We start from the raw sequence: 14785 nt of genomic DNA on the forward strand, positions 1-14785 counted from the left end.
GCTTTATTATTTAGCAGCGAATTCCATCAATACTATTTAGCGAGGAGAGCGACTTTTTTCAAAAACGAATCGCGTAAATGCTCTTGGTCATACTCAAGATGGTAAGTGTTATGGAAACCCACTTTTAACTCCACCCCATTTCCCCGCATATAGACGTTGTAACCGTCATAATCAGAGAAGGCTTCTACCCCTTCATACATTTTCCCATATTCAGTAGGCGTACCATTGGCCATTACGTTTTCGTAAGCCTGCAACACTTTGGTCGGATCAAGTTCATTTTTCATGGCTGCTTCTCCTAGATCTGCACAATTCAAGTATGAGCAGAAGGAGAATAATTCGCCAATTTATCCCTTGAGCGACATCAAATTAGTTGTCACTTTTACTTTGGCGAATCACTTCTGCCAAGGTATCCAAACGTTGTTGACTATTTTTAACGTAAGGGTTGTTTGTATCCCAAGCATAGCCTGCAAGAATAGAGCTAATCATCGCCTTGATACGAGGATTCGGATCTTGATGGAAGATAACCTCTTGTAGCGTGCCGTTATACCAACCTTCTACATAAGTTCTAAAAGTATTCACGCCGACCATTAGAGGTTGCGCATACTCTTTCTCCCAGTTGACACTGTCACCCTTTAACTGCTTTACAACACACTCAGCCGCAATCTGAGCCGATTTCATCGCTATGGTGACACCAGATGAGAACACAGGGTCAAGAAACTCTCCAGCGTTACCGAGCAGCGCATAATGTGGTGTCGCCAGATGTTTCACGTTTGCAGAATAACCGCCAAGTTCCCCAGCAGGATTTGGGTACTCTGCCTGAGCCAATAAATCCGCCAAGCCAGGTTCTTCATTGGCGATCTGCTTGAGGGCTTCAAGGTTGTCTAACGAATAGTTTTCAAAGAATGCTGGCTCGCCCACCACACCAAACGAACAAATACCATTTGAAAATGGAATCAACCAATACCAAACATCTTGGTTGTCAGGATGGACAGAAATCAGAATCTTATTCCTATCATACTCACTTTTTTTCTCGTCAATGTTATCGACGATATGAGTAAAAATGGCTTTGCGTGGAGGCAAACAAGAAGGTTCTTCTAACTCCAGCATACGTGGTAAAACGCGACCAAAGCCACTTGCATCAAGGACAAAATCCGCCTCGATTTGATACAAGGATTCATCATCACCTTTGACTGTCAGCAAAGAGCGTTGACCAACAAACTCCAGCTCCAGCAGTTCATGTTGATAACGAATCTCTACCCCTTGGCTAACCGCACTGTCAGCCAACACTTTATCAAAACTGCCTCGCTGAACCTGATAGGTTGTTCCCGGGCCAGAAGTGAATTTTTCCGTAAAGTTAAACTGGCTATAAACGCCATTACGACGAAACGCTGCACCATCTTTATATTGGAAACCATGCTGAGCAACCGCCTGAGTCATCCCGGCTTGTTCAACCACTTCCATGCAGGCAGGCAGCAAACTTTCACCAATAGAAAAGCGCGGGAATTGCGCTTTTTCTATCACGATCACTCTAACATTTTGAGCTTTCAATAATGCAGAAACGGTAGAGCCCGAAGGCCCTGCGCCAACAACGACAACTTGAGTAGATTCTGTTTTCATAATTATTATTTTTGATTAGAGCGCCATTACTGCGCTTTAAGTTTTAACAAAGTGTGGCCAAGGCCAATATTGTCTGTACGCTCTTCTATCACTAAACCGGCTTCTTCGATAATTTCCAAGAAGTCATCGCTACGATAGAAACGGCTGTTACCATTCGCAAGACAAGTGAAATAGAGCGACGTCGCATTCAAACTGTATGATGCAGCGTCGTACTTTTGCGCATCCCAAAATAGTTCGAGAATGTACACCGAATCACCAGGACGAAGTTGCTGCTTGACGCGTTTAAGGATGCTAAGAATTTCCATTGGCGAGAAACAATCAAGGAACTGACTCATCCACCAAACATTGGCGAATTCTGGCAGCGATTGTTTCTTATCTAGCATATTAGCTGGGAATGGATGAACGCGATCTTGGTAGCCATGTTGCTCTGCGTTCGCCATTGCCATTTCTAATTGCTGCGGTAAATCGACGATAGTAATTTCAACATCGGAGCTATAGCCACAACATTGCATTGCCCACTTACCCGTATTGCCGCCAATATCGACAATTTTTTTAGGCTCAGATTTGAACACTTCTTCCAGCAATACTGGGAAAGAACGATCTGAATAGAAATGATCAAATTTAAACCAACTCTCTTTCGCTTTCTCAGGCAGTTTTGATAAACCTTGATAAATGGTTTCCCAGTCACCTAACTCTTTAAGGCCAGCTGGTTTACCCTCTGTAATCGATTCTGTTAGATGCATCATAGCGGCGTAACAAACATCCGCGGTGAAGTCCATGTTGGCTTGCGTCATACCATCATGTAGCAAAAAGAATCCTAGGTTTGCCATCGAATAGTTAGGCTTCTCCCATAAAACAATATGAGCGCTAATGGCCATATCAAGTAGCACCTTAACGCCATATTCCGATACGCCAGTTTGAGCAGCGATTTCAGGGGCACTCAAACCTTTCTCTCCAGCCTTATCAAGTGCAGACAAAATGCCTAAATCACGTAATGTTCGTGCTGTATGAAACACGATCGGAGCAAAAGAAAGTTTTTGAGCTTCTGTTTTCGCTTCTAGAGCGTTAAACGGGTCATTTTTTTTATGTATCACGGAAAAACCTAACTAATAGTGAATCTAAAAGACTACTGCATTGCAGCAGTTGAAGAGAGTTTACGTTTAATATCAACGTTTAAGTTATTAACCCAACGATTATAATTGCGATGGATTTTGCCATCATCTGCTTTCAAGTTTTCTGAGTTGAGATAAATAATTGAGTAAAACTTTTCATTAAATGGAATTTTCACTTCAGCAAAGTGGTCACGAACCAACAATTTTGCGTTTAATTCGTTTGGACCCACTTCTTCCACAACCCAACCGCGATCCATTGCAGCTTGCATAATTGCCGCTTTTACTTGTTTATTTTGAAGATTATACGCAACTGGAGTATCCTCGATATTCATCACTGGTTGGACGCGTCCACAACCGACCAGTAATAGAGCCAACAGCAATGAGCTAAGTAATTTTAATGGTGACATAATCATGGTTCCTTTATTTTACTAAGTAGTTCAGTAATAGTATTTCGTCGTAGAGCAATAATTCAATATCTTATGCCAAATTCAGACATAAAACTCTCTTTTAAGATCAACGCATGGCTAGCGCACTCTAGCGGCTTATCTCAACCAGACGACTGGAAAACGTGGAGCCAAACACTTGAATGGCCATCAGAAGGAAAAGTGGACGTTTCTGCTGTCCCGCCAATGATGCGTCGAAGAATGAGTAACTTGAGTAAAATGGCAGTCCAAACCAGTATTGAATTGCTCAATCAATACGATGTCGACTATTTAGTCTTTGCCAGTCGTCATGGTGAACTCGCCAGAAGCGCAAAATTAATAGAAGAGATTGTGGCTGGTGAAGAAGCCTCTCCAATGGCGTTTTCTCAATCTGTTCACAACACCGCCGCAGGTCTCGCGACCATTGCAACCAAAAAACCTATTCCGTTGACCTCCATTGCCGCAGGTGAAAATACCTTCCAAAGTGCGATGGTGGAAGCGTGGGCATACCTCGAAAACCACCCAGACCACAAAGTATTGTTAGTGGATTTTGATGAGCCACTGCCGGATGTGTACGAACAATACGAAAACCAAACCTACCAAGGTTACGCGCTAGGTTTGGTGCTTTCTAAAGGTGATGAGTACCGTTTTTCTAAGGCCACAAGTACGACAGACGCAGAACCAAAGCAACCTCAAGGGCTTGAGTTTATTCGCTATTTCCTGTCAGAGCAGACTCAGTGGACACTTCAGGCTCCAAATCAAATATGGATTTGGCAGAAGCAATGAACAAACTAAACCAATACTGGCGTGTGTTCGCAACAGGATTTTGCTTTTCAGTATTTGGGGCCGGTGGACTGGCTCTCAGCTTTATTGTTATTCCTTTAATCTCTCTTTCTAGTCGCAACCAAACGGAAAGAGAGTACCGAGTGCAAGGCGCTATCCAGCGTTCATTCCACAGTTTTTGTCGCCTCATGAAATTTACTGGCGCGATCGATTACAAAATTATTGGTGGGGAAATTCTCAAGCAAGATAAAAACTGCCTGATTGTTGCCAACCACCCTAGCCTAATCGACTATGTACTGATCGCCTCTCAACTAGAGCGGTGTGACTGTTTAGTCAAATCCGCCATCTGGGCTAACCCTTTTATGAAACACATTGTCAAAGCAGCGGGTTACATTCCAAATGAAACACCCGATGATCTACTTGCCATCTGCTCCGAACGTTTTGAGCAAGGTAATGTGTTATTGGTTTTCCCTGAAGGAACACGCACAACACCTGGTATAAAATCGAAATTACAACGAGGCTCTGCGCAAATAGCCGTAAGAACAGAAACTGATTTGCGTCTAGTTCATATTACGGTAACTCCGAGTTTTCTCACAAAAGAGAAAAAGTGGTATCAAGTCCCCCCAACAAAACCCTTTTTCCTCGTCGAAGTTAAGGATAAAGTTGAGGTTAAGCCATTTATAGAGCAAACTACGTCACCTACGATTGCCGCGCGACGTTTGCAGCAACATTTAAGTGAAACCCTCTTTCCAGAAAACCAATAGTCACAAGCAGGTCCCAGTGGAAAAATTACACAACGAAATTAAACAACTTATTATTGATGCTCTAAATCTTGAAGATCTGACCATCGAAGATATTGAAACTGACGCACCACTTTTTGGAGATGGTCTAGGTTTGGATTCTATTGACGCGCTAGAACTGGGATTAGCGATTAAGAAGCAATACAATATTGTCATTGATGCGGATGATTCTAATACACGTGAACACTTCGCTTCAGTCAGCAATCTAGCAAAATATATTTCTTCGCAGATCAGCGAATAATTCGTAGGTACTTTCTCATGACAGATGTAAACAAAGAACAAGTATTTAACCAAGTGAAGGACGCACTTGAAGAATTATTTGAGATTGATGCCGCAGATATCGTACCTGAAGCACACTTATATCAAGATTTAGATTTAGACAGTATCGACGCTGTTGATCTTGTTGTTCACCTACAAAACGTGACAGGCAAGAAAATCAAACCAGCAGAATTTAGTACAGTTCGTACTGTCGATGATGTTGTGAATGCAGTCACTGAGCTTCTTAAGGAAGCATAATGCGACAATTGCTGACAGCTCTGTCTGCAGTTGTCCTACTTGCATATCCATTCGCCGTTTATTTTGGCATCGATAAATTCGGTCTTTCCTGGGTGGGGATATTTCTTATCGCCGCCTTAGGAGCCCGTCTACTCTTCGTTCAGCGCAGCAAACTCAAAGAACTCAAGCAAGTTGCCCAGATCAGTGCGATCACCGGCATTACGCTAGTGGGACTCGGAATTGTATTTAAGCAGCATGGTTGGTTAACGTTTTACCCTGTAGTCGTCAACGTCTGTATGTTGATCCTATTTGCTAGCAGCCTAAATCAATCTCAAACCATTATTGAGCGCTTAGCTAGGCTTCAAGAGCCAGAGTTACCAGAAAGCGGCGTCAGATACACACGCAAAGTAACCAAAGTGTGGTGCGGATTCTTTGTCTTAAACGGCTTGATTGCGCTCTATACCTGTTTCCAGCCACTTGAATTATGGACTCTATACAACGGCTTAATCAGCTACCTTCTTGCTGGTAGCCTATTTGCTGGTGAGTGGATTGTTCGCCAGTTTGTTCGAAAGGACCAGTAAACATCATGAGTCTAGCGAATCATCATTTTTCTCCTATGACGGAGCTACTCTCTGCAAAAAGACCCAAGCAGCATAAGGTCGCCTTTGTCGCAGACCACGTTTTCACATGGGCCGATTTTCAAGCAGATGTCGCGCAAAATACTCAGCGCCTATTGGCGCTACCAGCTCAGCGTGTCGCGCTATGTTTTGGTGATAGTTACCAGTTCGCTGTGAGCTTTTATTCTTGCTGTTACGCAGAAAAGTCCATCGTACTACCCGGAAACTACCAACCTGAAGCCGTGCGTGAACTCAGTGAACACTTCGATCTATTGCTGCACAATGACGCAATTCATCTAACTGGCGATATTCAGACCATCAACCCAGTTATTGGTAATAAATCAAGCGTTCCGTCATGGTCATCGCTATCTGCTCAGCCGTGCCAGATTACTCTGTTTACTTCTGGCTCTAGTGGTAAACCCAAAGCCATCACCAAAAGTCTTCTACAACTCGACACTGAAATCGCGATTTTGGAAAGCCTATGGGGTGCGCAGCTCGCAGACAGCAAAATCGAGAGTACCGTTTCTCATCAGCATATCTACGGATTGCTGTTCCGCGTCCTTTGGCCACTGTGCGCCGGACGCCCTTTCGCGGTCTACAATCTTGAATTCCCTGAGCAAGTCGTTCAACACGCCAATATCGACACAACATTGATCAGTAGCCCGGCGCTGCTGAAACGACTCAATGATGAACACAGTCAAGCCGAGTTACGTGCCATTTTTTCTTCTGGTGGTCCGCTCCCCAATAATGCTGCCCAACACAGCAAGAGCCTGTTCAACACTTTACCGATGGAAGTGTTTGGCAGTACTGAGACCGGTGGTATTGCTTATCGCCAGCAGCACAGCTCGACAACACCTTGGACTCTCTTCCCTGGCATCGAGGCTGAGATAAACAGTGAACGATGCTTAAGGCTCAAGTCTCCTCATATAGATGGAGAGCATTGGTACCAAACTGCTGACGAATGTTATTTCCATGATAAAGTGACCTTTGAACTGCGTGGCAGAACAGACCGTATCGTCAAAGTTGAAGAAAAACGCGTCTCTTTGGTTGAAGTGGAAAAACGCTTAGAACAGCTAGAATGGATTGAAGAGAGCGCGGTCATTGCCATTTCAGATACCAACCGACTATCACTTTGTGCTGTTATCGTCTTAACAGATATTGGTAATGACGAATTAGAAAAACTTGGCAAAGGGAAGTTTTGGCTAGCCTTGCGCAAAGCTCTGCGTGACTGGTTAGAGCCAATTGCGATACCTCGAAAATTCCGTTTAGTTGACGAAGTGCCTTTAAATAGCCAAGGTAAACGTCAAGTTTCAGAAATAGAAAAACTATTCCAATCATAAGATTTGACTCGAATATGGATAAAAGAAAACCCACCATTACGAATATTGAAATTCGAGAAAACAGCGTCACTTTGTCACTCAAAGTCGATGCCGATATTCTTGATTTTCGAGGTCACTTTACTCACTTCCCTCTACTGCCTGGTGTCAGTCAGATCGATTGGGCTTTGTATTACGCTATCGAGCATCTTCAAACGCCAGAGACATTTAAAGGGATGGAAGTGATCAAATTCCAAGAGCCAATCCTGCCAGATGCAGAAGTCTTGCTCGATTTGACTTGGGATGTGGAGCGACAAAAATTAGCGTTTAAATACACCTCAGTTCACGACGATCAAATCGTTACTCACTCTTCAGGAAAGATGAAATTGGGTGAGAAAAGTGAATAATTTTCAGCCTTGCTTTCTGATCCCTTGCTACAACCACGGTGGCACTATTGCTGCTGTGGTGTCGTCACTACACAGTTTTAACTTCCCTTTTATCATTGTTGACGACGGCAGTGACCCAGAAACCAAGCGAGCATTAAAAGAGGTCGAAGTACTCGATAACGTTACCTTACTAACCCTTGATGAAAACCAAGGCAAAGGTGGCGCGGTCATCGCAGGTATCCGTCAGGCTAATCAGCTCGGATACAGCCACGCGATTCAAATTGATGCAGACGGTCAACACGATATTAAAGCGCTTCCTGAGCTAATTTCAGCATCAGAGAGCCAACCCACGCACCTGATTTCCGGCCAACCTATCTACGATGAAAGCGTACCTAAATCGCGCTTGTACGGCCGTTATGCAACCCACATTTGGGTATGGATTGAAACGCTCTCTTTATCACTCAAAGACAGTATGTGCGGCTTCCGCTCTTACCCTATTGCACCAACCATTGCGCTGCTCAACAAGTACAAGATTGGTCAAAGAATGGATTTCGACACTGAAATCATGGTGCGCTTATATTGGGAAGGGGTAGAGGTCGACTTTGTAGAGACTCGCGTCATCTATCCAGAAGATGGAATATCCCACTTTGATGTACTTTGGGATAACGTCAAAATTAGTTGGATGCATACGCGCTTATTCTTTGGCATGTTGCCGCGTATCCCTAAGCTACTGGCTAGAAAGCGTGGCCGAACAGAGCAAAACCATTGGTCTAAACGCCAAGAGCAAGGCACAGTTATCGGCATCAAATTGATGTTAGCCATTTATAGCCTGCTCGGAAGAAAAGCCTTTAACGTGATTCTTAAACTGGTTATGCGTTACTACTACCTAACCGGGAAAGATGCTAAACAAGCCTCAGAAATCTACTTAGATCAGCTTAAACACTATGCTCAGCAACAATCGATTCAGCTTCCAGCGGATCTAGATAGTTACCAGCATCTGTTGTCATTCGGCCATACTATGCTCGACAAACTTGCGGCATGGAAAGGCGACTTTAGCGTCGACAACTTAACCATTCACGGTCAAGAACACTTCCAAGAGATCGTCGACAATAAACAAGGTGTGCTGCTATTGGGATCTCACCTTGGCAATATCGAACTATGCCGGGCACTCAGCCGACGTCATTCTCATATCAAAATTAATGCTCTTGTCTTTACTGAGCACGCTGAACGTTTTAACGCGGTTATGAAAGCGGTCAACCCTAACTCAGAGCTCAATTTGATTCAGGTCAGCACCATGGGGCCAGATACCGCAATTCTATTGCAGCAGAAGATTGAGCAGGGCGAATGGGTTGTGATCGTTGGCGATAGGACATCCACCAGCAAAGAGAGCCGCTCAATTTGGGCTGATTTCCTAGGTAAACCAGCGCCGTTTCCGCAAGGCCCATTTATGTTAGCCTCCGTGTTAAAAGCCCCGGTTTATCTCTTGTTTGGATTAAGAGACGATCATAGTGAAACACCGCATTTTAACGTCTACTTTGAACATTTTAGCGATAAAATTGCCTTACCTAGAAAAGAGCGTCAGCAAGCGCTCCAAGACGTAGTACAGCGCTACGCAAATCGACTTGAACACTACACCTTGCAAGCTCCATTGCAGTGGTATAATTTTTTCAACTTTTGGACATTAAGTAATCAGCAAGATGACGACGCAAAATAACCACGCTATCACCTTTGGCGCACAAGCACTCACGATTGAAGATGTCGTTGCAATTGCACAAGGCTCGAACGCCAAACTCAACAACTCTGCAGAATTTACAGCGAAAATCGACCGTGGCGTCGCGTTCTTAGAGCGACTGCTGAAAGAAGAAGGCGTGATTTATGGTGTAACCACGGGCTACGGAGATTCGTGTACGGTTGCGATTCCACCTAATCTTGTCGACGAGCTACCACTCCATTTGACGCGTTTTCACGGCTGTGGCCTTGGCGAAGTACTAAACCATGAGCAAGCAAGAGCGGTACTTGCGACACGTTTATGCTCATTGGCACAAGGCGTGTCTGGTGTCAGTCACGATCTATTAAATCAAATCATCACACTGATTAATCACGATATTGCGCCGCGTATTCCACAAGAAGGTTCGGTGGGTGCCAGTGGTGATTTAACACCTCTTTCTTATCTTGCTGCAGCTTTGATCGGCGAACGCGATGTGCTTTATAAGGGTAAAGAGCGCCCTACTACAGAAGTATTTGCTGAGCTGGGTATTTCTCCGATTCAACTAAAGCCAAAAGAAGGCTTAGCATTGATGAACGGCACATCGGTCATGACGGCTCTGGCTTGTTTAGCCTACAAACGTGCAGAATACTTAGCTCAATTGTGTACCAAGATTACTGCAATGGTCTCGGTTGGCATGCATGGCAATGACTTCCATTTTGACGAAGCCCTGTTCGCAGTGAAACCTCATCCAGGCCAACAACAAGTGGCTGCATGGCTACGTGACGATCTCAAAGCAGAGCGCCCACCACGCAACAGTGACCGCCTGCAAGACCGCTACTCACTACGTTGTGCTCCGCACGTGATTGGTGTGGTGCAAGATTCCCTGCCATGGCTGCGTTCAATGATTGAGAACGAGCTAAACAGCGCCAACGATAACCCAATCATCGACGGCGACAACGAACGCGTTCTTCACGGTGGTCATTTCTACGGTGGCCATATTGCGATGGCGATGGATACGCTTAAAACAGGCATCGCTAACTTAGCGGATCTGCTTGATCGTCAAATGGCTCAGTTGATGGATTACAAATTCAACAACGGTTTGCCTTTCAACTTAACTGGGGCAGAAGGTGAGCGTAAACCAATCAACCACGGCTTCAAAGCAGTGCAAATTGGTATTTCAGCTTGGACAGCAGAAGCATTGAAACACACCATGCCAGCGAGTGTGTTCTCACGCTCAACCGAATGTCACAACCAAGACAAAGTGAGCATGGGTACGATTGCTGCGCGCGACTGTATCCGAGTGCTAGAGCTGACTGAACAAGTTGCTGCAGCCTCTCTACTAGCAAGTATTCAAGCGGTTGAGATTCGCCGTCGTCACAATGAGCTCGATGAGCAGCACATGAGCGACAATCTTAAAATGATTCGTGATGCCGTATTAAGTGAGTTTGAATTTGTCGCTGAAGATCGCCCGTTAGAACACGATCTGCGCCACTTCATCTCGCGAATTCAGCAGCGCCACTGGTCATTGTATCCGGAGGCGTAATGGATCAAGAGATTCAATACCCACTTGAAGCTGAGGTGACTATGGTCACCTCATTCCAAGATGCGGATCCAATGGGCGTCATCTATCATGGCAACTTCTTCCGCTTCTTTGAGGAAGCTCGCCGCGTGATGATGGATAAGATTGGCTATGGTTATTTGGCGATGAACGAGTCAGGTTACATGTGGCCTATCATTGATACTCGCGTTAAGTACGTAAAAGCGATTCCGTTTAACCATACAATTCGTGTCTGCGCCAAGCTCACTGAGTGGGAAAACAGGTTGCGTGTCGATTACGTTATCTATGACGCCGAGACTGGACAACGAATGTGTAAAGCACACACAACTCAAGTCGCGGTTTCAATTGAAAAACAAGAGATGTGTTTTGTCTCGCCGAAGGTTTTCATGGACAAAGTAAGCCAATGGCATCAAACCGGGAGTGTTGAACAATGAAAAAATGGCTCTCGCTGATGCTCATCTGCGTCTCTCCTTTTGTTAGTGCAGAAGTGACCGATTTACCTTCACTGCAACAGCAACTGGCGAAAAGTAATATCGTACGCGGTGACTTTACTCAATCTCGTCATTTAGAGATGTTTGAACTGCCACTGACATCCCAAGGTCGCTTTACACTCAGTAAATCAGATGGCTTGTTATGGCAGCAAAATACGCCATTCCCGGTCAACTTAGTCCTGACAGAAAACAAGCTTCGCCAAACATTCTCAGGTCAAGCACCGCAAATTATCACCGCTAAAGAGAACCCAATGGCTTTCTACTTTAGCCATGTATTTCTCGACGTCTTTCATGGAAATACTGACGCGTTAAAAGCGCAGTTTGAAATGGATTTTTCCGTCTCGGAAGGTCAGTGGACACTTCTACTATCACCAAAGCAAGCGCCTTTAAATGCAGTTTTCAAACACATTCGGCTTACTGGACGCGATGACATCGACAAGCTTGAACTGCAAGAACTTCGCGGTGATAAGACTGAAATCCAATTTAGTAACCAAACATCTCAGCCAGAGGAATTGACCGATGCTGAACAAGCACAATTCAGCTTCTAACTCTGGGTTTAGCAGTAAACTAATCGCATACAGTTGGCTAGGAATCGTTTTACTTTTCCTAGCCTTACTCGCACAGCAATGGCTTGGTACTGCTCACTCTCCAATTGAAACGAACATCCTCAAACTGCTGCCAAAAAATCAGCAAAATCCGGTGGCTGAACAAGCATTTAAATCCGTTTCAAATAATATGAGTGATAAGGTGGTATTTGTTATCACGACCCCTGAGCAAGAGCAACTCACTCAGGCAGCAGCAAAGCTCAGCCAATCACTTACGCAAACACAGCTGTTCAATGAAGTTACAGGTCAAATTGGGGCAGAACAACAAAGTCAGTGGGCCAAATACTATTTTGAGCACCGCTTCCAACAGTTAACTCCCGCACAACGTCAGCAGTTGTCAGAGCAACCTCAAGCGCAAGTCCAACATGTGCTTCAATCACTCTATAACCCATTCTCTGGGGTGACAGGTCAAGAGTTAAGCAATGACCCATTTTTACTGTTTCGTGATTACCTGAGTAACGTAAGCCAGAAAAACTCAGCGTTCGTCTTAAAAGATAATTTTTTAACGGTCGAGCAAGATGGTCAAAGTTACATTTTGATCACAGCCACACTCAAGGACTCACCTTATAGCTTGACCGCGCAGCAAGGCGTACGCCAGATTGAGGAGATTGAACAAGACTTAAAGCAAAACTATCAAGCGACGATTTACCACACAGGTGTCCTCTTCTACGCAGAATTTGGAACTCAGAGCGCTAAATCTGAAATCAGCACCATTGGACTGTTTTCTTTGCTCGGCGTAATAGCTCTATTTGTCTTCGTTTTTCGTAGCGTTACGCCACTTTCACTGGCGTTACTATCTATTTCTGTCGGCCTTATTGCCGCCTTGTCTGTCACCACTTGGCTGTTTGGAACGGTTCACCTATTTAGTCTGGTATTTGGAGCTAGCTTAATCGGTGTATCTATCGACTACGCCTTTCATTATCTGACTGAACGTTTAGCCGCGGGAGAAAAGTGGAATAGCCAACAAGGGCTCAAGCATATATTTGCGGCCATCACCATGGGGCTTGTTACCAGTCTAATTGGCTACTTAGGTATGTTGATTGCGCCTTTTCCTGGGCTGCAACAATTGGCCTTATTCTCGTCGGTTGGCCTTGTCGGCGCCTATGCAACTGTCTTCGCTTGGTATCCAATCCTAGCAGCAAAGCCAAGTCAATCGCGCCCGCTGCCGGGTCTATCACTTTGGCAAGCTTGGCTTACGGTTTGGGCAAAGCCTTCAACTCGAATCGGTTTACCCGTTGCATGTTTACTGATGAGCGCTTGGCCACTGAGTCAGCTTCATTACGATGACGATATTCGTCAACTTCAAGCCATGCCTGAGCAACTTAAGCAGCAAGAAACCTTTATCACTCAGCTCAGTGGATTACAGTCGTCCCAGCAAATGCTCGTTGTGACAGCGCCAAATGATGAAGCATTGATGCAGCGTTTAGAATCTTTGAGCGTAACGTTAGATACATGGAAAACGAATGGGTTAATGAAAAGCTACCAGAGCCTTTCTCAGTATCTCACTGCAACCAAAACGCAGCAGAGTGATTTTGAACTGATTGAGCAGCTATACGCCTCTCAAGGAGAGCCCTTAGCACAAACCTTAGGCCTAGCAACACAGCCAAGCTTTGATGCAGACTTCTCACCTATTTCGGTACAAAGTTACCTACAGCAAGCTGTGTCTGAGCCAGTTCGCTTCCTCTATGTGGGCAATATCGATGGGCAAGTTGCGAGCGTTATTATGCTCAATGAACTCACAAATCCAGCCATCGTCAAGGCATTCGCTAATAGTGAATCAGATGTCAGCTACTTAAACAAAGCGGAAGAGATCTCAGCGCTGTTCGCTGACTATCGCGTTAAAGTGATGGAGTTACTCGTGCTCGCTCTTAGTGTAATTGCAGCGCTATTATTCAAACGTTATGGGCTGCGTCATGGTTGTCTGATTCTACTCCCTTCAGTCATTGCCTGTGTGGCAGGTTTGGCGACGGCATCAGCGTTAGGGTCAACCTTGAACCTGTTCAACCTACTGGCTCTGATACTAATCATTGGTATTGGCATCGACTACACCCTCTTTTTTGCAGAAAAAGCACGTAGCCACAGTACTTTGTTGGCGATTACCTTATCTGCCATGACGACTCTACTGTCGTTTGGTTTACTCGCATTGAGTCAAACACATGCGATTCACAGCTTTGGAATAACCGTACTCAGTGGTATTTTTGTTGCCTGGCTACTTTCACCTTTGGCGATCAATAGCCGCATGGAGAAATCATGATATTGGACGGTAAATTTAAAACGCTCAAGACGGCCGCTCTGGCATTAATGCTCAGTGCCTGCACAGCGATGCCACAAAGCCAAACACCCGAAGTCGCACTCAATGATAAAGTCAGCGTTCAACTGCCTTCAGCTCGCTCACTTGGCTACTCTCTAACAGCTAGCCAACTGATCGTCGCCACTTGGAGCGCCGATGAATCAAAACGAAGCGAGCAACTTCCAGTTCAATTACAAGTAAACGCCGACAAATTGGTCTTGGCGGGCTTTTCTTCTTGGGGAACCCGTATTCTCTCTCTTGAATATCAAGACGACCAGATTTCAACGGAATTACTGACTGGTCTAAAAGGTGTTCTCCCTCAACCAGAACAAGTACTCTTCAATCTAATGATCACGCTGTGGCCGAGTTCTGCTTGGGAAGCCCCACTAAATAAGGTAAAGTGGCAGATAATTGACACAGAGAATTCAAGAGCTATTTTCAATAGCGCTGGTGAACAAGTGATTGATATTCAATACAGCAACGCAGATAAGCTCGCTGGGGAAATTCGTTTTCATCACCTAAAAGATGATTACACCATCACAATCACCACACTCCAACGCCAAATAGCGCCACTAACACCATAGA

At 44.9% G+C, this 14785-nt stretch carries 17 protein-coding genes; 13 read left to right on the top strand and 4 right to left on the bottom strand.

The genetic code is table 11. The features are described from left to right. Nucleotides 1-32: 32 nt before the first annotated feature. The 4 genes from GVO60_RS02210 to GVO60_RS02225 all read right to left on the bottom strand — a co-directional run bounded on the left by GVO60_RS02210 (nucleotide 33) and on the right by GVO60_RS02225 (nucleotide 3136). Nucleotides 33-284 carry a DUF3081 domain-containing protein gene (locus tag GVO60_RS02210; RefSeq protein ID WP_159650964.1) on the bottom strand — a complete coding sequence of 84 codons (252 nt, stop codon included), beginning with the start codon at nucleotides 282-284 and terminating at the stop codon, nucleotides 33-35. 82 nt (nucleotides 285-366) lie between these two features. Then, a complete protein-coding gene (locus GVO60_RS02215; RefSeq protein WP_159650965.1) occupies nucleotides 367-1617 on the bottom strand; it encodes an NAD(P)/FAD-dependent oxidoreductase in 1251 nt (416 codons plus the stop codon). 26 nt (nucleotides 1618-1643) lie between these two features. Next, nucleotides 1644-2711, bottom strand: a complete 1068-nt coding sequence (locus tag GVO60_RS02220) for a class I SAM-dependent methyltransferase (protein ID WP_159650966.1) — start codon at nucleotides 2709-2711, stop codon at nucleotides 1644-1646. A gap of 32 nt (nucleotides 2712-2743) precedes the next feature. Further along, a complete protein-coding gene (locus tag GVO60_RS02225) occupies nucleotides 2744-3136 on the bottom strand; it encodes a hypothetical protein (protein ID WP_159650967.1) in 393 nt (130 codons plus the stop codon). Between the two features lie 72 nt (nucleotides 3137-3208). On the opposite strand from GVO60_RS02225, the gene GVO60_RS02230 reads away from it, so the two are divergent. The 13 genes from GVO60_RS02230 to GVO60_RS02290 are packed head-to-tail and all read left to right on the top strand — an operon-like array spanning nucleotide 3209 to nucleotide 14784. Further along, nucleotides 3209-3937 carry a beta-ketoacyl synthase chain length factor gene (locus GVO60_RS02230; RefSeq protein WP_159650968.1) on the top strand — a complete coding sequence of 243 codons (729 nt, stop codon included), beginning with the start codon at nucleotides 3209-3211 and terminating at the stop codon, nucleotides 3935-3937. Beyond that, entirely contained in the window at nucleotides 3934-4698 is a 765-nt protein-coding gene (locus GVO60_RS02235) for a lysophospholipid acyltransferase family protein (RefSeq protein ID WP_162596524.1), read from the top strand. Before GVO60_RS02230 ends, GVO60_RS02235 begins: the two co-directional genes overlap by 4 nt. 16 nt (nucleotides 4699-4714) lie before the next feature. Next, nucleotides 4715-4975, top strand: coding sequence for a phosphopantetheine-binding protein (locus GVO60_RS02240; RefSeq protein ID WP_159650969.1), 261 nt, complete (start codon nucleotides 4715-4717; stop codon nucleotides 4973-4975). Between the two features lie 17 nt (nucleotides 4976-4992). Continuing rightward, nucleotides 4993-5250 carry an acyl carrier protein gene (locus GVO60_RS02245; protein ID WP_159650970.1) on the top strand — a complete coding sequence of 86 codons (258 nt, stop codon included), beginning with the start codon at nucleotides 4993-4995 and terminating at the stop codon, nucleotides 5248-5250. Beyond that, complete coding sequence (locus GVO60_RS02250) at nucleotides 5250-5810, top strand: COG4648 family protein (RefSeq protein ID WP_159650971.1); 561 nt, start codon at nucleotides 5250-5252, stop codon at nucleotides 5808-5810. Before GVO60_RS02245 ends, GVO60_RS02250 begins: the two co-directional genes overlap by 1 nt. A 5-nt stretch (nucleotides 5811-5815) precedes the next feature. After that, nucleotides 5816-7186 (top strand): AMP-binding protein, encoded by a 1371-nt coding sequence (locus tag GVO60_RS02255; RefSeq protein WP_159650972.1) that lies wholly within the window; start codon nucleotides 5816-5818, stop codon nucleotides 7184-7186. A 14-nt stretch (nucleotides 7187-7200) separates the two neighbouring features. Further along, nucleotides 7201-7569: an ApeI family dehydratase gene (locus GVO60_RS02260; RefSeq protein WP_159650973.1), complete on the top strand. Its 369-nt coding sequence runs from the start codon at nucleotides 7201-7203 to the stop codon at nucleotides 7567-7569. After that, the gene (locus GVO60_RS02265; RefSeq protein ID WP_162596525.1) at nucleotides 7562-9262 is read left to right on the top strand and encodes a glycosyltransferase family 2 protein; all 1701 of its coding nucleotides are present in this window, start codon (nucleotides 7562-7564) and stop codon (nucleotides 9260-9262) included. Before GVO60_RS02260 ends, GVO60_RS02265 begins: the two co-directional genes overlap by 8 nt. Further along, nucleotides 9246-10799, top strand: coding sequence for an HAL/PAL/TAL family ammonia-lyase (locus GVO60_RS02270; protein WP_159650975.1), 1554 nt, complete (start codon nucleotides 9246-9248; stop codon nucleotides 10797-10799). Before GVO60_RS02265 ends, GVO60_RS02270 begins: the two co-directional genes overlap by 17 nt. Beyond that, on the top strand, nucleotides 10799-11248 hold the full coding sequence (locus GVO60_RS02275) for an acyl-CoA thioesterase (protein WP_159650976.1): 450 nt from the start codon (nucleotides 10799-10801) through the stop codon (nucleotides 11246-11248). The genes GVO60_RS02270 and GVO60_RS02275 overlap by 1 nt, the downstream gene beginning before the upstream one ends. Continuing rightward, a complete protein-coding gene (locus tag GVO60_RS02280; RefSeq protein WP_159650977.1) occupies nucleotides 11245-11853 on the top strand; it encodes an outer membrane lipoprotein carrier protein LolA in 609 nt (202 codons plus the stop codon). The genes GVO60_RS02275 and GVO60_RS02280 overlap by 4 nt, the downstream gene beginning before the upstream one ends. Then, entirely contained in the window at nucleotides 11825-14164 is a 2340-nt protein-coding gene (locus tag GVO60_RS02285) for an MMPL family transporter (RefSeq protein ID WP_159650978.1), read from the top strand. The genes GVO60_RS02280 and GVO60_RS02285 overlap by 29 nt, the downstream gene beginning before the upstream one ends. After that, a complete protein-coding gene (locus tag GVO60_RS02290; protein ID WP_159650979.1) occupies nucleotides 14161-14784 on the top strand; it encodes a DUF3261 domain-containing protein in 624 nt (207 codons plus the stop codon). Before GVO60_RS02285 ends, GVO60_RS02290 begins: the two co-directional genes overlap by 4 nt. Nucleotide 14785: the final 1 nt, after the last annotated feature.

The sequence above is a fragment of the Vibrio atypicus genome, from assembly GCF_009811315.1.
In the GTDB taxonomy this organism is placed as follows: Bacteria; Pseudomonadota; Gammaproteobacteria; order Enterobacterales; family Vibrionaceae; genus Vibrio; species Vibrio atypicus.